The 23,911-nt window shown below is 59.8% G+C and carries 21 protein-coding genes and 3 tRNA genes; 10 read left to right on the top strand and 14 right to left on the bottom strand.

Translation table 11 applies throughout. The annotated features are described in order from the left end of the window. Positions 1–307: 307 nt before the first annotated feature. Complete coding sequence (locus HB376_RS06220; RefSeq protein WP_213762544.1) at positions 308–778, top strand: hypothetical protein; 471 nt, start codon at positions 308–310, stop codon at positions 776–778. Between the two features lie 93 nt (positions 779–871). Here HB376_RS06220 and aepY read toward each other — a convergent pair whose 3' ends face one another. The 7 genes from aepY to HB376_RS06185 all read right to left on the bottom strand — a co-directional run bounded on the left by aepY (position 872) and on the right by HB376_RS06185 (position 7,994). Beyond that, positions 872–2,047, bottom strand: a complete 1,176-nt coding sequence (gene aepY, locus HB376_RS06215) for a phosphonopyruvate decarboxylase (protein WP_213762543.1) — start codon at positions 2,045–2,047, stop codon at positions 872–874. After that, positions 2,044–3,744, bottom strand: a complete 1,701-nt coding sequence (aepX, locus tag HB376_RS06210; protein ID WP_213762542.1) for a phosphoenolpyruvate mutase — start codon at positions 3,742–3,744, stop codon at positions 2,044–2,046. Before aepX ends, aepY begins: the two co-directional genes overlap by 4 nt. Continuing rightward, the gene (locus HB376_RS06205; RefSeq protein ID WP_213762541.1) at positions 3,741–4,508 is read right to left on the bottom strand and encodes a phosphocholine cytidylyltransferase family protein; all 768 of its coding nucleotides are present in this window, start codon (positions 4,506–4,508) and stop codon (positions 3,741–3,743) included. The genes aepX and HB376_RS06205 overlap by 4 nt, the downstream gene beginning before the upstream one ends. A gap of 21 nt (positions 4,509–4,529) precedes the next feature. Continuing rightward, positions 4,530–5,537 (bottom strand): flippase-like domain-containing protein, encoded by a 1,008-nt coding sequence (locus tag HB376_RS06200; RefSeq protein WP_213762540.1) that lies wholly within the window; start codon positions 5,535–5,537, stop codon positions 4,530–4,532. Beyond that, positions 5,534–6,352 (bottom strand): 2OG-Fe(II) oxygenase, encoded by an 819-nt coding sequence (locus HB376_RS06195; protein WP_255631179.1) that lies wholly within the window; start codon positions 6,350–6,352, stop codon positions 5,534–5,536. Before HB376_RS06195 ends, HB376_RS06200 begins: the two co-directional genes overlap by 4 nt. Then, a complete protein-coding gene (locus tag HB376_RS06190) occupies positions 6,349–7,053 on the bottom strand; it encodes a CDP-alcohol phosphatidyltransferase family protein (protein WP_213762539.1) in 705 nt (234 codons plus the stop codon). Before HB376_RS06190 ends, HB376_RS06195 begins: the two co-directional genes overlap by 4 nt. 194 nt (positions 7,054–7,247) lie before the next feature. Then, positions 7,248–7,994, bottom strand: a complete 747-nt coding sequence (locus HB376_RS06185) for a DUF4136 domain-containing protein (RefSeq protein ID WP_213762538.1) — start codon at positions 7,992–7,994, stop codon at positions 7,248–7,250. Positions 7,995–8,247: 253 nt separating this feature from the next. On the opposite strand from HB376_RS06185, the gene pepN reads away from it, so the two are divergent. The 5 genes from pepN (at position 8,248) to HB376_RS06160 (ending at position 14,002) form a co-directional block, all read left to right on the top strand. After that, positions 8,248–10,956: an aminopeptidase N gene (gene pepN, locus HB376_RS06180; RefSeq protein ID WP_213762537.1), complete on the top strand. Its 2,709-nt coding sequence runs from the start codon at positions 8,248–8,250 to the stop codon at positions 10,954–10,956. A 216-nt stretch (positions 10,957–11,172) separates the two neighbouring features. Further along, entirely contained in the window at positions 11,173–12,198 is a 1,026-nt protein-coding gene (locus HB376_RS06175; protein WP_213762536.1) for a class 1 fructose-bisphosphatase, read from the top strand. 54 nt (positions 12,199–12,252) lie between these two features. Then, positions 12,253–12,328: transfer RNA gene (locus tag HB376_RS06170), tRNA-Thr, on the top strand. A gap of 655 nt (positions 12,329–12,983) precedes the next feature. After that, positions 12,984–13,133 (top strand): hypothetical protein, encoded by a 150-nt coding sequence (locus HB376_RS06165; RefSeq protein ID WP_213762659.1) that lies wholly within the window; start codon positions 12,984–12,986, stop codon positions 13,131–13,133. Positions 13,134–13,429: 296 nt separating this feature from the next. Then, complete coding sequence (locus HB376_RS06160; RefSeq protein WP_255631204.1) at positions 13,430–14,002, top strand: chorismate mutase; 573 nt, start codon at positions 13,430–13,432, stop codon at positions 14,000–14,002. On the opposite strand, the gene HB376_RS06155 is transcribed toward HB376_RS06160, so the two are convergent. Continuing rightward, positions 13,999–15,147 carry an exonuclease domain-containing protein gene (locus HB376_RS06155; RefSeq protein WP_346730448.1) on the bottom strand — a complete coding sequence of 383 codons (1,149 nt, stop codon included), beginning with the start codon at positions 15,145–15,147 and terminating at the stop codon, positions 13,999–14,001. The genes HB376_RS06160 and HB376_RS06155 overlap by 4 nt on opposite strands. Positions 15,148–15,511: 364 nt before the next feature. Here HB376_RS06155 and HB376_RS06150 point away from each other — a divergent pair, with 364 nt between their 5' ends. Next, complete coding sequence (locus tag HB376_RS06150; protein WP_255631202.1) at positions 15,512–15,736, top strand: hypothetical protein; 225 nt, start codon at positions 15,512–15,514, stop codon at positions 15,734–15,736. A gap of 555 nt (positions 15,737–16,291) precedes the next feature. Beyond that, positions 16,292–17,443: a porin gene (locus HB376_RS06145; RefSeq protein ID WP_213762533.1), complete on the top strand. Its 1,152-nt coding sequence runs from the start codon at positions 16,292–16,294 to the stop codon at positions 17,441–17,443. A 97-nt stretch (positions 17,444–17,540) separates the two neighbouring features. Here HB376_RS06145 and greB read toward each other — a convergent pair whose 3' ends face one another. Then, a complete protein-coding gene (greB, locus tag HB376_RS06140; protein WP_213762532.1) occupies positions 17,541–18,101 on the bottom strand; it encodes a transcription elongation factor GreB in 561 nt (186 codons plus the stop codon). Positions 18,102–18,240: 139 nt separating this feature from the next. On the opposite strand from greB, the gene HB376_RS06135 reads away from it, so the two are divergent. Both HB376_RS06135 and HB376_RS06130 read left to right on the top strand, forming a co-directional pair. Further along, a tRNA-Arg gene (locus HB376_RS06135) sits at positions 18,241–18,317 on the top strand. A gap of 77 nt (positions 18,318–18,394) precedes the next feature. Next, positions 18,395–18,471 (top strand) — tRNA-Arg (locus HB376_RS06130). A gap of 147 nt (positions 18,472–18,618) precedes the next feature. On the opposite strand, the gene HB376_RS06125 is transcribed toward HB376_RS06130, so the two are convergent. From HB376_RS06125 to HB376_RS06105, 5 genes are all read right to left on the bottom strand, one after another. Further along, entirely contained in the window at positions 18,619–19,110 is a 492-nt protein-coding gene (locus HB376_RS06125; protein ID WP_213762531.1) for a phage protein NinX family protein, read from the bottom strand. Between the two features lie 117 nt (positions 19,111–19,227). Continuing rightward, a complete protein-coding gene (locus HB376_RS06120; protein WP_213762530.1) occupies positions 19,228–21,660 on the bottom strand; it encodes a bifunctional (p)ppGpp synthetase/guanosine-3',5'-bis(diphosphate) 3'-pyrophosphohydrolase in 2,433 nt (810 codons plus the stop codon). A gap of 62 nt (positions 21,661–21,722) precedes the next feature. After that, the gene (rpoZ, locus tag HB376_RS06115) at positions 21,723–21,926 is read right to left on the bottom strand and encodes a DNA-directed RNA polymerase subunit omega (protein WP_031359151.1); all 204 of its coding nucleotides are present in this window, start codon (positions 21,924–21,926) and stop codon (positions 21,723–21,725) included. Between the two features lie 57 nt (positions 21,927–21,983). Further along, positions 21,984–22,649 carry a guanylate kinase gene (gmk, locus tag HB376_RS06110; RefSeq protein WP_213762529.1) on the bottom strand — a complete coding sequence of 222 codons (666 nt, stop codon included), beginning with the start codon at positions 22,647–22,649 and terminating at the stop codon, positions 21,984–21,986. Positions 22,650–22,656: 7 nt separating this feature from the next. After that, the gene (locus tag HB376_RS06105) at positions 22,657–23,589 is read right to left on the bottom strand and encodes a YicC/YloC family endoribonuclease (protein WP_213762528.1); all 933 of its coding nucleotides are present in this window, start codon (positions 23,587–23,589) and stop codon (positions 22,657–22,659) included. Between the last annotated feature and the right edge of the window lie 322 nt (positions 23,590–23,911).

The following is a 23,911-nucleotide window of genomic DNA, read 5'->3' as shown; positions in this document are numbered from 1 at the left end:
GTTCGCGGCCTTCAGCGCTGAAGCCTCCTTACGCACCTTGATTTTGCTTAACTATCCTTAGCGACGGGGCAGTTCAAGCACGCCTCAAACCCATTTGCACAGCTCACCTTAATTCTGCTGAGGATTACTCGCCGTCAGATTCCACAGTCGGGCGAGCGTGACGGCCCCCGCAGCGCCCCGCCAGACGGGCTCTAAGCACTTGTTTAAGCGCACTTTCCAGCTTCCCGCTAAAGTCTAGGCTTTTCGCAACGCCGTGTGCGTACTCACGTCGCGTCCTTCACGGGCGCGTGGGTTGGAACAAACAAACATGAAGCCACTCGTACCAGCCGTCCGCATCGGCTTATTCATGCTCATTGCAGTACTGTCCGCGCAAGCTTCGGCCTATGCGCTGGATGCTCAACTCGACTGCAAGTCGACCGCGCACGCGTTCATCGCGCCGCTTCAGGAAAATCACGCGATAGAAACGACCCCCATGCGCGTGGAGCCCAATTCAATCAACGCGTTTAAACCAACGCGCGATAGTCATCTCACCGCGTTCGACTTCGGCGTGTTCGCGGTAGTTGGGTTCCAGAAAAATGACGCGATTTTCAAGCAGGGCAACGGCGATCCTATCGCCGACTCGGCTTATGGCGCTGTTGTGATCGGCGGGGAAGATTCGGTCAAGCAAAAAGTTCGCGCGGCTGGCAGCGACGCCGTTATTCGTCGCGTCGCGCCTTTTATCACCGCGATCTTCTGCAAGCCCGATTCACCACAATTGGCCACGGTCACCCACGATTAACACGCGCCCACCAAGCCAAAGGCCGCGCCAACATCGGTTGGTGCGGCCTTTGGGTGAACAGCGTGGCATTCGAAGCAAGATCAGCGCGACAGCCTAGCGTCCAATATGCGTTTGCAGCCGGCGACGCACATCTTCCGGCGTGATCGACGGGCGCGGCAGGTCGCTCGGCGTGCCGGTGTTGATCGACAGCCGCGCGAAACGCACGCCATCGACGTCCTTCGCGTCGAATAGCCGGTCGATGATCGAGAGGTCATCGCCGTCCAGCGCCAGCGCGTACCCGCACGCCGAAGCGATCCGCGCGAACTCGATGCCCTGCGACACCGTCGCCTGACCGCCGGTCGACTCATGCGCGCCGTTGTCCAGCAGCAAGTGCGTGAGGTTGGCCGGCCCATAAGCGCCGAGCGTCGCGAACACGCCCATGCGCATCAGCGCGGCGCCGTCGCCGTCGAGCGCTACTACGTTCAGGTCAGGCCGCGACAGCGCGAGGCCGAGCGCCATAGGCGTCACGCATCCCATTGATCCAACCAGGTACACCTGGTTCTCGCGGTCATCGATAGCGTAAAGCTCCCGCCCGCAAAATCCCGTCGATGCCAGCACGACCGTCGACTCTTTCGGCGTATGCGCGATCACGCGTTCCAACGCGTCGTGGCGTGACACACGCTCGCTTGCGCCTTCAAACGACTGAACCTTTGCCCGCTCGTTCAACGCGCGCTGACGCACACCGCTCAAGCCTTTCTTGTTCAACTTGTACGGCGCGACGCTGCCCTTCTGCATCACCAGCGCGTACGGGCGCCCTGTGCTGTCCATATGCGCGGTCGCGCGATCGAGCGCGGGTCCGATCGCATCGGCTTCCGTAGGAAACAGCTCCCATGGAATCTCCATGGTGTCGAGCATGGCCGGCGTGACCGGTCCCATCAGCGCGTGCTGCGGTTCATCGGCGACGCCCGGTTGACCGCGCCATGTAACGATCAGCAATTGCGGCAGCCTGAACGTCCACGTGAGCGAGGTCAGCGGGCTCACCGCGTTGCCGAGCCCGGAGTTCTGCATCATCGAAATGCCGCGACGCGCCTTGTGCACGCCCGACGCGCCAAGCGCCACGCCCGCGATCAACGCGACGGCGTCGCCCTCATTGGCCGCCGACACGTAATTCAGCGTCTCGTCCTGCAGCACGTAATTGATGAACGGCGTCAGATACGAGCACGGCACGCCCGCGTACCAGTCGAAACCGCGCTCGCGCGCGGCTTCGACAAATTGTGCAGCTTCGATCACGCGCCGGCCTCCGAGGAGCCCGAGCCGTTCGATCCGTACGGCGCCTGACCGTGTGCAAAATCGCCGGCTTGACGCAACTCGTCGAGGTCGTTCACGCCGCGCCAATGACCGTGCACGTACTGCACTTCGATCTTTTCGTCCGCAGCCACCAGCGCGTTGAGCAGCGCGGCCATGTCGAGCTTGTCGAAGTCATCGCGTTGCTGCAGTTTTTCGAGCATGGCAACCAACCGCTCCCGGCCTGCGCCGCGCACGTTCAGAAGGCCCATCCAGCGGCCTTGCGGCGTCTTGGAATTTGCCGGACCCGCCGAGCTCGTCACGCTTTCGAGCCAGACCTTTTGGCCGAACAACGCGCGATCGTCAGCGGTCGAGCAATACGCAAAATCCGTCGATGCCACGCCAGCCGCCGGCGTCTGCGATGAATCCACGACCACGCAGAAATCGCTGTCCGACTCCACCAGATCGCGAAGAATGTAGCTGCGGAACAAGAGGTCGCCGTAGGAGATCACGGTGTCGGCGGTGAACGATTTCGCGGCGCATGCCAGCGACGCCAGCTCGCCCGTTTGCGCGTGCTTCTCGTTCACGACCAGCCGGATCCCCGATGTATCGATGGCATCGGCGCGATAACCGCCCACCACCGTAATGTCGTTGATCCCTTCTTTCTTGAACGCTTCAACCAGACGGCGCAGCAGCGGCTTGCCCGCAATCGGCAGCATGACCTTGGGTTTATCGGCGGTAACGGCTTCCAGCCCCGCGCCCCGGCTTGCCGCCAGCACGACCGCGTTACGCGATGCACTCGCCGACGACAGATACACGCTTTCAGCGGTCGAATATTCCTCGGCGTCCTGGAGACGGAAGATTTCGTTGACCGTCGCCACGCGGTCTTCCACGTTCACGAGCGTTTCGCTGCTGTGGATTTCCTTGGCGATCGCCTGCATGGTCGATGCCGCGCCGCGCAGCAAATGGTTCGCCCAGATCACGGTGCTGATGCCGGCCTGGCGGAACACATCGGTCGGCGTGCTGTAGTACTTGGTCGGCACGATCACGAGCGGACCGCGGCCGGCCCATTCGCGCGCAAACGTGAGGATTTCGTCCGGCTTGGACAGCTTGCTGTGGATCAGGATGGCGTCGGCGCCGGCCTGGCGATAAGCCTCCGCGCGCTTCAACGCTTCTTCCATGCCCCAGCCCGCGATCAACGCTTCCACGCGCGCAACGATGGAGAAATTCGGATCGCTCTGCGAGTCCTTGCCGGCCTTGATCTTGCCGCAGAACTCGTCCATCTCGGCGAGCGGCTGACGCTCGCCGTTAAGAAAACTATTGGTCTTAGGAAACTGCTTGTCTTCGATACACACGCCGGCAATGCCGCGCTGCTCCAGCTTCTTCACCAGCCGGCGGACGTTATTGAAGTTGCCGTAGCCAGTGTCGCCATCGAGCAAGATAGGCAGGTCGCTCGCGTCCGCCATGAACTCAAGCGTGTCGACCACCTGGGTCCAGCTCGCTTCGTTGTTGTCGCGTACGCCGAACTGCGCGGAGATCGTGAGACCCGACCCCCAGATCGCCTTGAAACCGGCTTCCTTCACAATGCGCGCGGACAAGCCGTTATGCGCTTCCATCAGGAATTCGAGCTGATTGCTCTGCAGCATCTCGCGCAGGCGAAGGGAGCGGGCATACGCCGCGGGTAGTTGATACGGTGCGTTCATCGTAGGGCTCCTGCAAGCTGACGCAGTTGCGGCAAGACTTCGTCGGCCGCGCGTTTAACGTCGTTCTGAAAATCGATTTCTATCCAAGGCGCGCCGGTTACGTCGGCCACGTCGAATACCTGGCTGCGTTCCAGCAGCAAATCGCGTACGGCTTCCTCGTGCGGCAAGTTGGCACGGCCCGTCGCTACATACCCGGCGACGAGTTCGGCCAGACGCCGCGCCGCCGTTTCGTCGAAGCGGAAAAATCCCACCGACTCGCCGATCACGTCGAATTGCAAATCCGCCAGCACTTGCTTGCGCAATTCCACCGGCACGCCATTCGCCACGCAAAGCTTCACGGGTTCATCGCCGGCTTCGAAATCACGGTCGATCAGCAGACGATTCACCGGTCCTGCGCCCGCCACCAGCGGCTCGAGAATACGTTCGTCGTAGAGCACGTCGGCGTCCATCAGCAGCACGTCACCGCCGCGTGTCAGCGCTTCTGCCGCCGTGTGGACGGACAGCACGCTGCCGAGCGAAAACTCGCGGTTCACGACCACTTCGGTATGCGGTTTCCAGTCGATCGCAGCCAATTCGGCTTCCACCTGTTCATGCTTGAAGCCGAGCACAAAGACGATTTCATCAACGCCCGCCGTCTTCAGCAATTGAAGATGGCGTTCGAGCAGCGACGACTCGCCGAAACGCAGCAGGCACTTCGGCTTTTGCTGTCCTTCCGGCTGAACCAGGCGCAAACCCATCCCGGCGGCAAGAATAATTGCGCGCATGTTGATCCTATCGGTGATGCTTTATTCGATTTCCGGCACGCGCGCGAGACGACGGCGCTGCCAGCCCTTTTCAGCGAAATGCAGATAAACGATACCCGGCAGGCCGAGCAGCAATTCCCGCGCGCGCTTCGCTAACGAAAGCGCAAGCGCGGCCTCCGGCGGCAAGCCGATCAGACGCGCGAGCAGCAAATAGCCGCCCTCCTGCACACCGAGCGAACCCGGAATGAAGAACGCCGCGCCCCGAATGGCCTGGCCAAGACTTTCCAGCATCAGCGCTTCAGCCCAGCCGACCGGCGAGCCCAGCAAATGCAACGCAAGCCACACCTCGCCGGTGCCCACGATCCAGCCCAGCAGGCTCAGCGCGAAACTCGCGGCGACCGGTCCGGGCTTTTTGTAGAGTTCGAGCACGGCGGTATCCACCGCTTCCGCGCGCGACACCAGCGACGACCAGTCGCGCTTCTTCGAAAAGCGCGCCGCGAATTGCGAGGCAAACCGCGTCGCGCGGGCGAACAAACCCTTGCGCTGCGCGAAGAAGAACCCAACGACCATCAGCGAGCACACCACGATCACGATCAGCACCGGCAGCAGCATGCCCACGCCCGACGCATAACTGCTCAGCAATGCGAGACCGATCATCGCGAAGATCATTTGTCCGACGGATTGCATGGTCGTGCTGACGGTGATGACTGCCGCGGCGTCGCGCGCCCGCATGCCGCGCTGCGAGAGATAACGCACCATCAGCATCGGGCCGCCGATCTGTCCGGCCGGCATCAGGCTATTCACCGATTCACCGGTCCAGCGCGCGAACAGCGCGTCGCGGAAGCTCACATCGCGTTCATGGCGGGGAAAGAGCGTTTCGATAGCCAGCGCGTCGATCACGACAGGCAGCAGATGGAATGCCGCCACCGCGAGCAGGCCCCAACCCGCGGCCGCGAGCGCGGTCGCTACGGAACCGAAGCCCTGCCAGCCCAGCAGCGCGATGAACAACACCACGCCGAGCGACAGGAGGATCGTTCCGGCGCGGCTCATGCGGCGCCGTTCTTCCCGCCTTTGCGGCGGAAAACCTGTCCGAAGCCGAAGTACGCAACCGAGTCCTTCATGTTCGAGATAAACCGCTGCCACGGCCGCATGTTCGGATTCGTGACGTACTCGAATGTCAGCGACACACGGAATTCATTCGCGCGAGCCGGCGTGACGCGATGACGCAGCTTGTCGCCATCGAAGAAAACCAGGCCGCCCGGCGGTATCTGCACCGAACCCGGCTGGTCGGGGATCTCTGGCGAACGCGTGTGCAACTCGTAGTCGAGACGGCACGATGAATCGTCCATCACGCCGAGCAGCAGCGTATAACGGCGGCCTTCGTAGTACGACGTATCGTAGTGCCAGCCGATATGGTCACCCGGCTTCGTATAGAAATACAGCGCGTACGCGTGCGGATCGTCGGCGGGCGACTCCTGGAGCGTGTCGCCGCTGATTTTCTCCAGCCAGCTGATCAGCGCCGGCGACCGGTACAACTCGGCGATGAACGGCGCGAGTTCGTCAATCGCGTGACGGCTGACGCTGCCGCCCTGCTTGTGTCCCGGCAGGTAATTGCGGTTGATGGCGGGCATGACCGCGTGGACAGCCGCGACCAGCTTCTCGGTGAACTCACGCGGCAAAAAGTCGTCCAGATACAGGAACGCGCCCTGGTTATCGAAGGTTTCGTGCAGCTTCGCGGTCTGGCGCTCGGGAGACAGGCGCTGAAGATGCGCGTCCAGGGTTTCGTCGAGAGCATGAAGGCTCTTGCGATCAGCGGGCTTGCCGCCAAACGCACGCGTGGATAGGGAATCGACAGATGAATTCATTGAACAGCCTGCAAATCTTGATCTTGACCATCAGAGTCTTTGTTACGCGCCGTGGCCCGGGCGAAACGCCGCAGCGCGCGTTGGTAATCCACGACAACCCAGACGGCAAATAGCGGAGCACCAATGGAAGCAGCCACCAGGAACGGCGTCATGCCGTTGAGCAGCGTCACCACCGGCAGTAAATACAGGACGTCTTCGGTCTCGAAACCCGCCATGGAGGCCTGCTTCGTGCCGCTCTTGCCCGCCATCGATTCGATCCGCATGCGCAGGAAGAAGATCAGCGCGACGGCGACGCCCGCAATCCCGCCAAGCCATTCGGCCGACACGATCATGGCCGGATGATGCACGTTCACATAAAACCCGAGGCCCACGAACAGCAGCACGGTCACCACGGAATCGCACGCGAGATCGTAAAAATGACCGATTTTGCTCGATTGCCCGCTGATTCGCGCGAGCTCGCCATCTGTATGATCGACGAAATTAGAGAGCGCGATCAGCAAGGCGCCCAGGCTGCACGACCAGAAGCTGCCGACCGACAGGTAATAAGCGCCGGCAATGCCAATCAGCAAGCGCAGAGTGGTCAGGTGATTCGGGGTAATCGGCGTGCCGATGAGCGGTGTAACGAGGCGCCGAGCGAGCCGCGCATCCCAGGTTGCGGGCTCAGGAACGGCATGGTGTTTAGCGTTGCGGGGTTTGTTCATCCTCGAAATATATCTCGTTTCGAATTTAATTGCATACAAGGGCACTCCGCCATAAACCTGTAAGAAGGCGGATTTTTAATCGAAATTCGAGCGTTTCGCGGACTGCAACAAAGGCGGCGGCCGGATCAAACGACCGGCCTCCATAGCGGTAAATTTTTCTCAGACGGGGCCCAACAACTGCGCCGGCTTGACGGCTATTGCACAGGAACCGGCGTGGGAGCGGGCGCCGGGACAGCGCTCTTCTCGTTTGCTCCCACCGCAACCGGCGCTTCGTTACTAATACCGCCCGTTTTATCGAACGGGATTTTCACCGTGCGCACGGTGCCGTTGCCCAACGGAAAATCCGTGAGCGCGCTGCGCACTAGATAAGGCATGGCCCGGACCAGCGACGATTCGCCGCCTGAATTGCTCGCGGTCACTTTGTACACCTCGCGCCCGCTTTCACGTTCGGTCATGCGGATCTGCAGCGAGTGGACGAAGATCGGGTAGCTTTGGTCGACATAACCCGCCGGTCCCATATCCCACCCTCCCCATCCTCCCCAGCCGCCGTAGCCACCCCATCCGTACGGCCGGCCGTACCAGCCGCCGTACATGGGCCATGGATCGTAATAGACGGGCTGGCGCACGGTGACCATGTCGCCGCGAATGGAGTACGACAATTCCACGAGATAACGCGCGCTGGCGTCGGCAACCTGCTTGAACGAATGGGTGGCGAGCTCGTTTGCGGCGAGCACTTCATACGTCTCCTGTTCAATGCTGTTCTGCTGCGGCGCCGAGCGCACGAACGCATAGGTCCGCGTGGCGTCGGTCCCGGACCAGTCGGAGAACGCCGCCACCTGCGTCTGAACATAGGTGGTACAGCCCCCGAGCAGCGCGAACCCGGCGATCAGCACCACGCGCGCCGCACCCTTCAATTCCCCGTACAACCGTCCCAACGTCATGGCCGACCTCATTTGTCTTGTTGATCTTGTTGCGATGTCATGTGTAAAACAGCAACCGCGAAGTGTCGCATGCACCGCACGAAAACCGCCTGATTCCACCTGTTTAAAGACTGTCGCAGACAGGTGAAGTTCGGGAAACAGGCCGTTCGGCCGACCCCGAATCGAGCACACAATCCCGCGAGCCTTTGTACAATGATCCGACACAAGGCCGCCTCGAAAGCAAAGGCACCCGCTCAACTCAATCAGAACCGCCATGTCCAATTCGACCGCACCTGCCGTAATCCGCCGCGCTGACTACACGCCGCCCGCATTCCTGATTGATACCGTCGCGCTCGAATTCGACCTCGTCCCCGAACGCACGGTAGTGCGCAACACCATGCGCCTGCGCCGCAACCCGGACGCCGCGCCTGCGGCGACGCTGGAGTTGCTCGGTGAGCAGATGGAGTTCATTGGCGCAACGCTCGACGGGCGCCCGCATGCGGATGTCCGCGTTACTGAGAACGGTTTGTCGGTGAGCAATATTCCCGACGCGTTCGAATTGACGCTGGAAAGCGTGTGCAACGCTGCCGCGAACACGACCTTGTCGGGCTTGTACGTGTCCGGCGGCAATTTCTTTACGCAATGTGAGGCCGAGGGCTTTCGGCGCATCACCTATTTCCTTGACCGCCCCGATGTCATGGCGACCTACACGGTCACGCTGCGGGCGGACAAGAAAGCGTACCCAGTGCTGTTGTCGAACGGCAACCTGATCGAAGAAGGCGATCTGGAAAATGGCCAGCACTTTGCGCGTTGGGAAGACCCGTTCAAGAAACCAAGCTACCTGTTCGCGCTGGTGGCCGGCAAGCTCGTCAAGCTCGAGCAGCGCATGAAGACAGGTTCGGGGAAGGAAAAACTGCTGCAGGTCTGGGTCGAACCTCACGATCTCGACAAGACACAACACGCCATGGATTCGCTGGTTCATTCCATCGAATGGGACGAACGCCGCTTTGGGCTGGAGCTCGACCTGGACCGTTTCATGATTGTTGCCGTGAGCGACTTCAACATGGGCGCGATGGAAAACAAGGGCTTGAACATCTTCAATACGAAATACGTGCTCGCGAATCCTGAAACGGCTACGGACGTGGATTTCAGCAACATTGAAGCGGTGGTCGGCCATGAGTACTTCCACAACTGGACGGGCAACCGCGTGACCTGCCGCGACTGGTTCCAGTTGAGCCTGAAGGAAGGGCTGACGGTGTTCCGCGACCAGGAATTCTCCGCCGACATGGCCGCTGGGCTCGAACCAGGCGCAGCCAGCGATGCAGCGCGCGCGACCAAACGGATTGACGACGTTCGCGTACTGCGCCAGATGCAGTTCGCCGAGGACGCGGGTCCCATGGCGCACCCGGTGCGCCCGGAAAGTTACGTGGAGATCAACAACTTCTACACGATGACCGTCTATGAAAAAGGCTCGGAAGTCGTGCGCATGTATCAGACACTGCTCGGGCGTGACGGTTTCCGGCGCGGCATGGACTTGTATTTCCAGCGCCACGACGGCCAGGCAGTCACCTGCGACGACTTCCGCCACGCAATGGCCGACGCAAACGGCCGCGACCTGGCGCAATTCGAACGCTGGTACAGCCAGGCGGGCACGCCGCGGATCACGGTACGCACGCGCTACGACACAGCCACGAAGCGTTACACGCTGACGCTCACGCAAGGCTACGGCGAAGCGTCCGAGGCCGCGCGTGCAACGCAAAAGGGTCCGCTGCTGATTCCGTTCTCGGTCGGCCTGATCGGCAAGAGCGGCGCCGACCTGCCACTGAAACTTGAGGGTGAGAAAGAACCGCAAGGCACCACGCGCGTGCTGGAATTCACGGAACAGGAACAAACCTTCACGTTTGTCGATGTCGCTGAAGAGCCGTTGCCCTCGTTGCTGCGCAACTTCTCGGCGCCGGTGGTGGTGGATTACGACTACACCAATGAGCAGTTGGCCTTCCTGCTGGCTCATGACAGCGACCCGTTCAATCGATGGGAAGCCGGCCAGCGCCTCGCCACGCGCGAACTGCTTGCGCTGGCGGATCGGGCATCGAAAGGAGAGGAACTGACGCTCGACGACCAGGTGGTATCCGCATTCGCCCAGGTACTCGACGACAACACGCTCACGCCGGCATTCCAGGAACTGGCGCTGATGTTGCCGTCCGAGGGATATCTTGCGGAACAAATGGCTGTGTCGGACCCCGCCGCCGTGCACGCGGCACGTGTGTTCGTTAGCCGCCGCCTCGCCACGGGCCTGCGCGAGCGTTGGCTCGCCGTGTACGAAGCGAACCGCACGCCGGGCGAATATCGCGCGACGCCGGACGACGCAGGCAAGCGCGGGCTGAAGAATCTCGCCCTCGCCTACCTGAGCCAGCTCGACGACCCCACCCGCGCCATCGAACTGGCAAGCGCCCAGTACGATGCCGCGAACAACATGACCGACCGGTCGGCTGCGTTGTCCGCGTTGCTGACGGCGGGCGCGTCAGGTTCCGTCGATACCACCGTCGCCGACGCCGCGCTCAGCGATTTCTACCAACGTTTCGAGAAAGAGCCGCTTGTGATCGACAAATGGTTCGCGCTGCAGGCTACGCAACGCGGCGGACCGAAGCGCAATGTGCTCGACATCGTGCGCAAGCTGATGCAACACCCAGCGTTCACACTGAAAAATCCGAATCGAGCCCGCTCGCTGATTTTCAGTTTCTGCGGTGCGAATCCGGCGCAATTCCACGCCGCCGATGGTTCCGGGTACGCGTTCTGGGCTGAACAGGTCGTGGCGCTCGATGCAATGAACCCTCAGGTGGCTGCGCGCCTTGCTCGCACGCTCGAGCAATGGCGCCGGTACACGCCCGCCTTGAGCGAGAAGGCGCACGCGGCGCTGGAACGGGTGGCGTCGAAGGTGAAATCGCGCGATGTACGCGAGATTGTGGAAAAAGCGCTCGGCTAAGCGTTTAATCCTCTGAGCCTTTGGGCCCCTTCCTCGGGCTCATCGGAAACCGGCGCTTCGGCGCCGGTTTTTTTATGCTCGCATATCCCGAAAATCAGCCAGCGTGAGACTCGAAGAGACTCGCCGAACCGGCACCCCATTCCTGTGACATCGGGAGACACATTCCGAGCGGGTAGAATCTGAGGCATTCGTCTAACGCTCCCGGAGCCCAACGCAATGTCGACCCCCTCATCCATTTCCCGTCGCACGACGCTGACCAAGTATCTGATCGAGCAGCAGCGGGAACATCAAAACCTTCCCGCCGATCTGCGGCTGTTGATCGAAGTGATCGCACGTGCATGCAAACAGATCGGCTATCAAGTGAGCAAGGGCGCGTTAGGTGAAGCGCTGGGTACTGCCGGCAGCGAGAACGTTCAAGGCGAAGTGCAGAAGAAACTCGACATCCTCTCGAACGAAATCCTGCTCGAAGCCAACGAATGGGGCGGCAACCTGGCCGCGATGGCGTCGGAAGAAATGGAAAAGATCTTCCCCATTCCGAACCGCTATCCGAAGGGCAACTATTTACTTACGTTCGATCCGCTCGACGGGTCGTCGAATATCGACGTGAACGTGTCAATCGGCACGATCTTTTCAGTGCTTCGATGCCCGGACGGCGCGGAGCCGAGCGAACAGGCATTCATGCAGCCGGGCTCGGCCCAGGTCGCGGCAGGTTATGCGGTCTATGGTCCGCAAACCGTGTTCGTCCTGACCACCGGCCACGGCGTGAACTGCTTCACGCTCGATCGCGAGCTGGGTTCATGGGTACTCACGCACAGCAACATGCAGATTCCCGCCGACACGCGCGAGTATGCAATCAACGCATCGAATAGCCGTCACTGGTACGAACCGGTGCAAAAGTATGTGAACGAGCTGAACGAAGGCAAGGACGGCCCGCGGAAGGACGACTTCAACATGCGCTGGATCGCGTCGATGGTCGCGGACGTGCACCGCATCCTGAACCGCGGCGGCGTGTTCATGTACCCCGCCGACAAACGCACGCCCGATCGTCCGGGCAAGCTACGCTTGTTGTACGAAGCGAACCCGATGGCGTTCATCGTCGAACAGGCCGGCGGCGCTGCGACGGACGGCGAGCAGCGCATCCTCGACATCGTTCCGACCAACCTGCATCAGCGCGTGCCGGTCTTCCTCGGATCGAAAAACGAGGTCGAACGGGTGACACGCTATCACTCGGAAATTAATTGATCGTAGGGTGTTGCCAAACTCGCCGGAAGGTCCTTATAATCTCGTTTCTCTGATGCCGGAATAGCTCAGACGGTAGAGCAGCGCATTCGTAATGCGAAGGTCGGGGGTTCGATTCCTCTTTCCGGCACCAAGCTTCATTTCAAGAAACCCGCATCGCCTCCAGGCTTCGCGGGTTTTTTAATTTTTCGGCCTCATCTCAAAATTGATCTTCAAGATCAATCGGTAAGTTCATGTACTTAAAGTGAAACTTTAAGTGAGCGTAATTCATAAACTTCCCGTCGTTTCCCCGATGCTTTCTTCCCGTGTGATTTGCGAACATTCGTTTGCATGAATACGTGCGCTTTCAGACACGGCAAAGTGTTAAATTTTTTTAAAGATAGGTAAAACGGTCAACCGCAACTGAATCGTGCCGTTATCACTATTAAGGAGACTCGCTTTTTAAGCAACGACTCGCATTTTCGAACACAGAAAACAGCCCGGCAGTCAGCCATGTACTTTGAAGTAAATTGCGAAATATTTGCCGCTGCGGCCGCCAGGTGTCGGAAAGATCAGCAATAAGCGGGGGACGAGTTAATCAGGCGGAAGTGGTCGAAAAACAAGTTGGCGAACGAATCCTGAGGCAGGGAAAAATATCGGCTGCAGCGCGATGAATTATCACAGCCTTAAGTCACGCCAAGGGTGTTCCGTTAAAGCAACACAGAAACGTGGAAATGCACGAGCCGCGCATTCGACGCTAGCGCGAAGCCAGAGTCGAGATTGATAATCGACCTATACAAGGAGAGAAAATGATGGACGCCAAGCCGACGAAAATCCCGACGCCCGACAAGGTGCAATGTCCGGATCAAGAACCGGTCGGGGTCGAATTCCTCGCAGAGTTGCCCGAATACGTGCAGGCATTCTTCGACGAACAACGTAACCTGTGCGACCCGAAGTAATTGCTGAAATGCGCAGTACGCCCACGGTGTTTGCAGATGTTATGCAAGCCGCGGTTTCTGCACACTTGATCGTTGCAGCATGCCTTTGCAGCAGCGCCGGATTCGCACGCGGGTATTAATAGCACGACCGGAATTGCCCGACCGGTTCACCTAATAACGCCACGAGCGTGGCGCGTTTCACGATCGCTTCATCAATTGCCATACGCGCGCCCCGCGCGTCATACGTTAAGCTGCGGCTTTCTCGCTCTGGCTCCGTATTCATGCTTCGCCATTCCCTTCTGCAAGTTCTCCGCGCCATGGCTTCCATGGCTGCTTTTGTTATTGCCATCACCGCTTGTTCCTCGGCGGCTCTCGCTGATGGCGACGACACGCCCTTCACGAATCTCATTGCGTTGTCGTCACAACGGCTGGCGCTCGCCGAGCCGGTCGCGCGCTGGAAATGGGCGCATCACGAGCCCATCACCGATCAACCCCGTGAAGCCGCGTTGCTGGCCGTTATCGATAGCCGCGCGAAATCCGCCGACATCGATCCGGCGTTTGCACAAGCTTTCTTTCGTGATCAGATCGAGGCGAGCAAGGACGTGCAGAACGCCCTCTTCGATAACTGGCGGAAATTGCGTGCGCCAGAAGGGACACCACCGGACCTCGCCCGCGAGACCCGGCCGAAGCTCGATCGCGTGACCAACGCGTTACTGTCCACGTTAGCGGGCGTGGAGCCGTTGCGCCATGCCGATGACTGCCCGGTGCGGCTGGCCGACAGCATCGCGCGCTGGAAACATCTCACCCGCTACGATTCCGCCCAAAACGCACCGCTCGCACGCGCGTTGTCGCATGTGTGCGCGTCAGGTGGCGTGGGTGCGGTCGGCTAGACCGGCTCGCTTGACAGGCACGCGGTGGCTGCAAGCGGCACGATTGTCAGTCCGCGCGACAAACGTTCGCTGAGAATGCGATACGTCGATAACTCGAAGCATGCCGCAGGCGCTGCCGCGCGCAGTTGCGCGGCTTCGTCGAGCGACCCGGCCATGCCGAAATACTGCCAGGCATCGACGACATGCCACACCCGCGCGCTGGTCGTCGCATCCGTTTCCTCTATCGCGATGGCGCCAGGATATGTCCAGGGCGCGTGACTCGGGTCGTCGCGACGCGCTTTGGACAGCCGGTTATGTGCAGGACGCAACCGTGCAACCGAGCGCCCTTCCACCAGCATCGCGCCGATCTCGCCGCCCGTCGCGGTCCACTCCACACGCCGGATGAGCTCCGCGAGGCGCAGATCCTTGGCCGAACGTTTCACCCCCGACAGATGCGCACGCACGCGCTGGCGCAAGCGCACGCTTCGTCCAACATACAGCGGCACGTCGTCCTCGCCATAAAACACGTAGATGCCGCAGCCGGCCGGAATCTGTTCGATGGTGTCCTCGTCAATATCTCCAGCAAGCCGGAAACGCCGGGCAACCTGTTCTATATAGCCATGCAGGGCATCGGCAGAAAATGCGCGATGCAGGTGCTGCCAGAATTGCCAGAGCAGGTCAGCGTCGGCAAGCGCGCGGTGGCGCGCCGCAGGCACGAGCGCGTGCCGTTCGATCAGTGCATCGAGCCCATGCCTACGTTGCGCCGGATAGATGGCGCGCGACAACTGGACCGTGCACAACACGTCGGGCTGGAACTTGATGCCGGCCCGCTTGAACTCGCTGCGCAGGAAGCCGTGATCGAACCGCGCGTTGTGGGCAATAAACAGCCGCCCGTCGAGACGGGCCAGCAAATCATGCGCGATCGCTTCGAACGTCGGCGCGTTGCGCACCATCGAATCGCTGATCCCGGTGAGTTGCTGGATAAAGAACGGAATCGGCTGCTGCGGATTGACGAGCGAACTCCACTGCGTCACGCCGGCCGGTCCGACCTCGACCACGCCTACTTCAGTGATGCGATCCACGCCGAAGGCGCCGCCTGTGGTTTCGAGATCGACGAAAACCAGCGGTTCTGAGCTAACACTATTAGTAGTAACGATTGGGAGCACGGCGCTGACCGCTAAAAGAGGAATGGAAGCGATCCGCGCAGGAAAAGGCGTATCGATCGGCCATTTTAGCTCACGTCCGTTCAGGCACCCGGTTCCGGGCCGGTTCGACGCAAGGAAGGAGCATCGAACGCTAGTACGCATGCGCTCTTGAATCACGACGGCTGAAAAGAGAACAATCCGACGTAATAATTCCAGATTAAACCGTCCATATCTGGCAGAAGGAAATATTTACTCAACTTGTAACTATTTTTATCGAATCGTAAGCGTTTACGAGTCTTGTTACCGAAATGGGCTGTCGGCATCATAAAAGCGTACCGCAAGCACTTTAAAGGAGGTCATTGCTGTGACGACCGAACTCAAAAGCATGTTTTCGTGGATCAGGACGTTGGTAGCGTCCCAGGCAGTATTGGAATCGCATTCAGCTCTGGATTTCGACCCGGCATGGCATGGCGATCATTGGCAGAACCTTCTGTCCTCGCCAATGGACGCACGCCGTTATGTGATGGAAGACTGGACGATATCGAGTCCGCTGATATTTGATAGCAACGACGAAGCGATGCGGGAAGAAGTACTTGAAGCGGCTAATTAACTAAGTAAAAAGTGCCCCGGAACAGGCTTCGGGGATTGAGCCCGTTCAGGCAAAAAAAAAGCGCGACTGGGAAGTCGCGCCGACAAGGTTTGGAGATCTTTTCCGTCAACGAAAAAGTCTGCCTCGGAAAGCAGAGATTTGAGTATAACGGCACGCCTTCTCGTAATCACCAACAGATCCGGCAATCATCTATTGCTGTTCCGTCAACAATCGACATCTAGGATTATTGGCGTTGTATTTTAACGATCGCGCATGTAGCAATTGCGCAACGAACCCCTGTTGACACTGCGCATTCAACCCCGCCATTCCCCCGCAAAGCCTTGCCAGCAAAGGCTTAGATTACATTTATCAATCATTGCCGATCGCAGAATACTTTATTGCGTAAATCGGAATGCCAGTGCTGTAACGCCGTCTTTACACTTCGTCTGGTCCGGAAACGACTGTGTCTTTTGTTGGCACATGAAATCACCTGATAGCGCCTCTCGCAGCGCGTCGGAGTGAAAGTTTCCTTCAAGCCTGGGTTGTCAGACCCAAACTGCTCTCGGAGTTACAAAGATGAAAAAGACTCTCATGGTCGCCGCCCTGTCGGGCGTATTTGCAACCGCCGCTCACGCTCAAAGCAGCGTGACACTTTACGGTTTGATCGACGCTGGCCTGACGTACACGAACAACCAAGGCGGCGATCACAACTTCAAGATGACGAGCGGCGCGGTGAACGGCAGCCGTTGGGGCCTGCGCGGGTCTGAAGACCTCGGTGGCGGCCTGAAGGCAATCTTCACGTTGGAAAACGGTTTCAGCATTGCTAACGGCACGCTGGGTCAAGGTGGCCGCGAATTTGGCCGTCAGGCCTTCGTTGGTCTGTCGAGCAACCAGTACGGCGCCGTCACGTTGGGTCGTCAGTATGACTCCGTGGTCGACTATCTCGGCCCGTTAGCTCTGACCGGCACGCAATACGGTGGCACGCAGTTCGCACACCCGTTCGACAACGACAACCTCGACAACTCGTTCCGTGTCAACAACACGATCAAGTATCAGAGCGCGAACTACGCCGGCTTCAAGTTTGGCGCAATGTACGGCTTCTCGAACCAGGCTGACGGATTCTCGAACAACCGGGCTTACAGCGCGGGCGCATCGTACAACTACGGTCCGTTGAATATTGCTGCTGCTTACTTGCAACTGAACAACTCGGTGACGGGTGCTGGCACTGCTGCAGCAATCTCGAACACCGGCGGTGCTGTCGCGACTGACAACACGTTCGTGGCTGGCCTGCAGCGCACGTTCGGTGCTGGCTTGAACTACGCGTTCGGCCCGGCAACCGTTGGCTTCGTGTTCACGCAAACGAAGCTTGAAGACGCAGCAGCCATCACGGCTGGCGCGACCGGCGGCGCAGGCGTTGCTCTGTCGGGCGGCTACGCTCGTTTCAACAACTATGAATTGAACGGCCGTTACGCGCTGACCCCGGCATTGAGCCTGGCTGGCGAGTACACGTACACGGACGCACGTCTTGACGGCGAGAAGCCTTCGTTCCACACGTTTGCCCTGCAAACAGCTTATTCGCTGTCGAAGCGCACCGACGTGTACCTGCAAGGCGAATACGTTCACGCGATCGATCTGGGCGATGGCCTGGGCGCTCCGATCACGGGCGTAGGCATGTCGTCGACCCCGAACCAAGTCTCGGCAACGGTTGGCATTCGTCACCGCTTCTAAGCCTTGTTCAAGGTTGTACCGATGTGAAAAAGGCGCCGCTTGCGGCGCCTTTTTTTCGTCCTGAGGTTCCTGACGTTATTGCGTCAGATGAAGCGCCTCAGACCTTCGGCGGATAACGCACGTCGAGGATATCGATTTGCTGGACGCCTGCGGGCGTGTGCAGCGTGACCGTATCGCCGACCTTGGCCTTGAGCAAGGCACGGGCGATAGGCGAGATCCAACTCACGTGCCCGACATCGAGATTCACTTCATCTACGCCCACGACGGTCACCGTATGCACTTCTCCATCGTCGCCGGCGTAATCGACCGTTGCGCCGAAAAACACCTGATCGACGTTTTCCTGCCGGCTGCTGTCCACCACTTCCGCCTTGTCGAGCCGCTTGGTCAGGAAGCGAATCCGCCGGTCAATCTCACGCAGGCGCCGCTTGCCGTAAATGTAGTCGCCGTTCTCCGACCGGTCGCCATTGGACGCCGCCCAGGAAAGCAGTTTCACGACATCCGGCCGCTCGACGTCCAGCAGATGCAGCAGTTCGTCACGCAGACGCTGGTGCCCCGCGGGCGTGATGTAGTTCTTGGTGCCAGGGGGGACGCCGGCGGGTTGCTCAAGGTCGAGATCGTCGTCGCTCTCGTCCGATTCCTTTACAAATGCTTTGTTCATGGTGCAAACCGCTCAAAATAACGTGAAGAGGAGCGAGATAGCTCCTGTGCACGGTAACACGAAGGAGATCGGTATTACAGAAATCGAGGCGTAACCCTTCCTTTTTTGGGAGAGCTTGGCTATACTCTTGGTCTCGCGTGCGGCTGTAGCTCAGATGGATAGAGTACTTGGCTACGAACCAAGGGGTCGTGGGTTCGAATCCTGCCAGCCGCACCACTTCTTCAAAGCGTTTAGTTGTTTTGTTTCAAGCAAGCGTTTCCTGCATCAGCTTTTTGTATTACCCTGTTTCATGCGCGGCTGTAGCTCAGATGGATAGAGTACTTGGCTACGAACCAAGGGGTCGTGGGTTCGAATCCTGCCAGCCGCACCAGTTTTAAAAGGGCCTTCCTCACGGAAGGCCCTTTTTATTTGTGCGGGCGTTTGCGCGAGCGAAATCTGCCCGCCGGTCTGGCGATTTCCCCAGGACGTGCGCTGGACTGGACCCTCTGACCAAGGCGCGCGAGGCGCAGCAACCTGCTTACTGCCGCGCAGTCGACCCGATATCGCCTATCCGTCCGTCCGGCAACGGTGCATCTTCAACCGTCGCCGCTGCGCTCTGCTCGCCCAGCAGTTCCGCCCGTTCCCCGAGCAGCATTTGCGAACGATGCGGGAATTCATCGTCCACCGTGTCTCCGAACGCATGCAGCAGAAACGCTCGCAGCAATGCAATACGCAACGACGGTCCGCGCCCCTCCACTTGCGCACCGGCCTTGCCGAATATCGCCGTGCACACGACTTCGCCCCGTCCGTGGTCGTTCATCTCCAGCCGGCACGCGCGCTCGAGGACCACTGATGCCGCTTCCCACGACGTCGACGGCAGGAAGCGCCCGTCCCATGCGCGGCCACGGTCATTGCCGCGAATGGACAGCGTCTGGCCGCCATCGGTGAAATGGATTTCGCGGATGAAGTCATGCAGCCCGCGCGCGACCCAATAGTCGAGCTCGGCGCCTTCCAGTTCTGATGTTTTCATAAGTGCCCCTGTGTACGCAGAATGGGTACAGGCACGCAGGTCGCGTTTCAGCGGCGGCGGTTCAGACTCAGACTCAGAACTCGCCAGCCGCTCTCGCCAAGAGGCGAACGCCAGGCGTTAATAATCGCCCCGTTCGCGATCGATCCGCATGCCGCCTTCGGTATTGCGATGATGCGGCTCGTCACTCGGCCGCTCACGCGCGATGCGCATCACGTCCGGGTTCGTGCGCACGCGCCGCATGACGTTCGCCAGGTGCACGCGATCGCTGACCTGGATGACGAAACGCAGCACGGTGGATTCCTGCGTCACGTCCTCGTCCATGGCGATGTGGACAATGTTGGCATCGGCGGACGTAATGTCAGCCGCTACACGGGCGAACACGCCCTTCGACGTGCTGACGAGCACCTTGATGGCTACATCGAATAGACGGCCCGGCTGCGGCGCCCAGGCCACGTCAATCCAGCGACCCGGATCGCGCTTGTGAATCCGCTGGGCCACACGGCATTCGGTAGTGTGAATCGCCATGCCCAGCCCGATGCCGATGTAACCCATGATGTCGTCGCCGGGAATCGGGCGGCAGCAGGCAGACAACTGAACCGACATACCTTCAGTGCCCGTGATCACAACCGGCGGCGCGGTATTCGTGCTGAAGCTCTCGCGCGGGGAATCGTCGTCATCGCGACCGGTCATCAGCACTTCAATGCGCTTCGCCATCACGGCGGCTACGCGCCGGCCCAGGCCGATATCCGCGAAAATTTCCTGACGGCTCTTGTTGCCGGTCCATTGCGCCAGCTTTTCCCAGGCTTCCGGCGTCACTTCCGACAACGCCAGGCCATAGCCCTTGAGGCTTTGATCGACGAGCCGTTCGCCCAGTTGAACCGATTCGTTCAACCGCATGGTCTTGAGATAGTGGCGAATGGCCGAACGCGCCTTGCCGGTACGCACAAAACCGAGCCACGCGGGATTCGGCTTCGAATAAGGCGCCGTGATCACTTCCACGATATCGCCGCTCTTCAACTCGGTGCGTAGCGGCAGCAACTCGTTATTGATCTTCACCGCGACGCATTGATTACCGAGATCGCTGTGAATGGAATACGCGAAATCCAGCGCCGTCGCGCCGCGTGGCAGCGGCATGATTTTCGACTTTGGCGTGAACACGTAGACCGCATCGGGGAACAGATCGATCTTGACGTGTTCAAGAAATTCGCTCGAGTCTCCGGCTTCGCTTTGAATGTCGAGCAGCGACTTGAGCCACTGATGCGCGCGCTTTTGCACATCGTTCAGGTCAGCGCCGCCATTCTTGTAAAGCCAATGCGCGGCTACGCCCGCTTCGGCGATTTCATGCATCTTGCGCGTGCGGATCTGGAATTCGATAGGCGCACCAAACGGACCGACGAGCGTGGTGTGCAACGACTGATAGCCGTTCACCTTCGGAATGGCGATGTAATCCTTGAACTTGCCCGGCACCGGTTTGTAGAGCGCATGCAGCGCGCCAATGCACGTATAACATTCGAGCGCGGTATCCACGACCACGCGAAAGCCATAGACGTCGAGCACTTGCGAGAACGACAACTGCTTGTCGCGCATCTTCTTGTAAATGCTGAAGATGGTTTTCTCGCGGCCGGTCACGTCGGCCTTGATTTTCGCGTCCGCAATTGTGCGCTGGACCGCTTCAAGGATCTTGCCCACCACCTCACGCCGGTTGCCGCGCGCGGCCTTCACGGCGCGCTCGAGCGTGGCGTACCTATGCGGATTGAAGTTCGCGAAGCTCAGGTCCTGCAGCTCGCGATACGTGTTGTTCAACCCAAGCCGATGCGCAATAGGCGCATAGATGTCGATGGTTTCACGCGCCACGCGACGCCGCTTTTCCGGTGGCACCGCGCCCAGCGTGCGCATGTTGTGCAGCCGGTCCGCCAGCTTGACGAGAATCACACGGACGTCGCGCGCCATGGCGAGCAACATCTTGCGGAAGTTTTCCGCCTGCGCTTCTTCGCGATTGCGGAACTCCATCTTGTCGAGCTTCGACAAGCCATCGACAAGTTCTGCAACCTTCGGCCCGAAACGTTCCGCAATCTCGGTCTTAGTCACGCCCTGATCTTCGATCACGTCGTGCAGCAACGCCGCCATGATCGATTGATCGTCGAGTTTCCAGCTGGCGCAGATTTCCGCGACCGCAACCGGATGCGTGATGTACGGCTCACCGCTCTGACGATATTGCCCGAGATGGGCTTCATCGCTGAAATGGAAAGCCTGCTTGACCTGCTTGATTTCTTCCGGCGAAAGGTACGCGGCCAGCTCGGTGGTCAGTTTCGCGATGGAAACTACGTCGTGGCGGCGCGGCTTTTCCGGCGTGGCAGTCGGCCCGAACAAATGGCGAAACGATTGTTCGAGGACTGCGTCGATGTACTTGCGCGCCGCCGAGGGCGAATCGGCATCATGAGCGTTGTCATGATCGAGCGCGTGGTCTTCGGAATGAGCCCCGGAGTGAGACTCTGTGCTGAGGACGTCGTTATGCGGGTCCACAGAGACGGACGATGGAACAGGATTCATGGTCGCCTCCGTGATTTGCTGACGCGGTTAGTGACAAGGCGCGTAGACGTCCGGGCCCGTAATCAGACCGGAACCTTCTTCAACATCTCGACGCCGACCTGGCCGGCTGCGATTTCGCGCAGCGCAACAACAGTCGGTTTGTCGCGGCTTTCGATCTTCGGCGTATGGCCTTGAGCGAGCTGGCGCGCGCGATACGTTGCTGCGAGCGCGAGCTCGAAGCGATTGGGGATCATTTTCAGACAGTCTTCGACGGTGATGCGGGCCATGGTTGATTCCTTCTCGATATGTTCTTCATTCTACCTTATGTGACCGGAAAGCCCCGTTCACTCGGCGTGCGGCGAGTGTATGCCTAACTCGACAAACAACTGCGTATGGCGGGCGTACTGTGAACCGAAACGTAGCCGTGTGGCAGCAACGAGACACTGCAATTCGCCGAGCGCGCGCTCGAAGTTCTCGTTGATCAGCACATATTCCGCTTCCGGCGCATGCGCCATCTCGCTGCCGGCCGCCAGCAAACGGCGCACGATCACGTTCGGCGCATCCTGGCCACGCTTTTTCAGGCGCTCTTCCAGCGCATCCAGCGACGGCGGCAAGATGAAGATTTCCACCGCATTGCGAAAGCGTTTCTTGACCTGCTGCGCGCCTTGCCAATCGATTTCGAGCAGCACGTCGTGGCCGCTTTTCATCTGCTCTTCAATCCACACGCGCGACGTTGCGTAGTAGTTGCCGTGTACTTCCGCGCTTTCGAGGAACTCGCCGGCGGCGTGGCGCGCCATGAAGTCATCGACGGAAGCAAAATGGTATTGAACGCCGTTTTGCTCGCCCGGACGCGGTTCGCGCGTGGTGTACGACACGGACAGGCGGATCGCTTCGTCCTGCGCGAGCAGCGCGTTGACCAGCGTCGACTTGCCCGCGCCCGACGGCGCCACGACCATGAACAGGTTGCCCGGATAAACACCGGCGTAGGTGTTGCGTTGTGCGTCGGTCATAGCGGCGTTACTCCAGGTTTTGCACTTGCTCGCGCATCTGTTCGATGAGCAATTTGAGTGTCATCGACGAATCCGCGAGTTCTTTCGCCGCCGCCTTCGACCCAAGCGTGTTCGCTTCGCGATTCAGCTCCTGCATCATGAAGTCGAGCCGCTTGCCCACTTTGCCGCCCTTTTGCAGCACGTGGCGTGTTTCCGCCAGATGCGCGGAAAGACGCTGCAATTCCTCGGTGATGTCGATACGGATGCCGTAGATAGTCACTTCCTGGCGAATCCGTTCCGCGATTTCCTCGCGCGGAATGCTGGTTTGCGTGCCTTCCGGCGACGCAATCCCTAATGCGTCCTGCAAACGCTCGACAATTTTCTGCTGATGCTTCGTGATCAGTTCCGGCACGAGCGGCGTGACCTTCGCCACGATCGCTTCCATTTCCGTCACGTTCGCGATCAGCACGGCGGCGAGTGCGGCGCCTTCACGGGCGCGGACATCGATGAGTTCGGTAATCGCCTGTTTGCCGCACGCGAGGACCGCGTCGCGCAACGTTTCCGCCGATACCCCGCTCTCCGACAAAATGCCCGGCCAGCGCAGGATTTCACCGGTGCGCATGCGTTCGGCATCGGGGAAGATATCCAGCACCGAGCGCTCGAGCGCGGCGAGTTGCGACAGCGCATCGCGATTGAGCACGCCGGCAATGGTCGTCTGCTCCGCACGATTCAGGTTGATGCGGATATCGACCTTGCCGCGCGAGAGCTTGTTCATCAGCATTTCGCGCAATTGCGGCTCGCAGACGCGCACGTCTTCGGGCATGCGGAAATTCATGTCGAGGAAGCGCGAATTCACCGTGCGCAATTCCACCGATACCCCCACGCCCGAGCCATTGGCGCCCGCGCCGTCCGACGCTACTTCGCGCGTAGCGCTGGCGTAGCCTGTCATGCTGTAGATCATTGTCGCGTCCGTGATTGAAGGCCGTGGCGGCTTTGCTGCTTATTGCTTGCTGCTTGCGCGGCACGGCCAGTTCGCTTCGAAACGCCCGGTATGAAGCTGCGCGAGAATGGCAGGCAATGTTGGCCGGGCGAGGAAGCTGGCATTATCCCATTTTTGCCGATCCCGCCCGTGGAAACGCGATGCCGCAATGCGGCGCGCGCGGATAAACACGGGACGCCGCACCGGACGCCCACTCCGATTACGGATAAAATTCGAACCTTGGCGCGATTTTTTCGCTTTTTTTACCGTAAGCCCAAGCTCCTTTCACTGCGTTTCTTTCACT

The sequence above is a fragment of the Caballeronia sp. dw_19 genome (genome assembly GCF_018449515.1).
GTDB lineage: Bacteria > Pseudomonadota > Gammaproteobacteria > Burkholderiales > Burkholderiaceae > Caballeronia.
The sequence above is the reverse complement of the archived record's forward strand: the minus strand, read 5'-3'. Positions and strand labels throughout refer to the sequence as shown.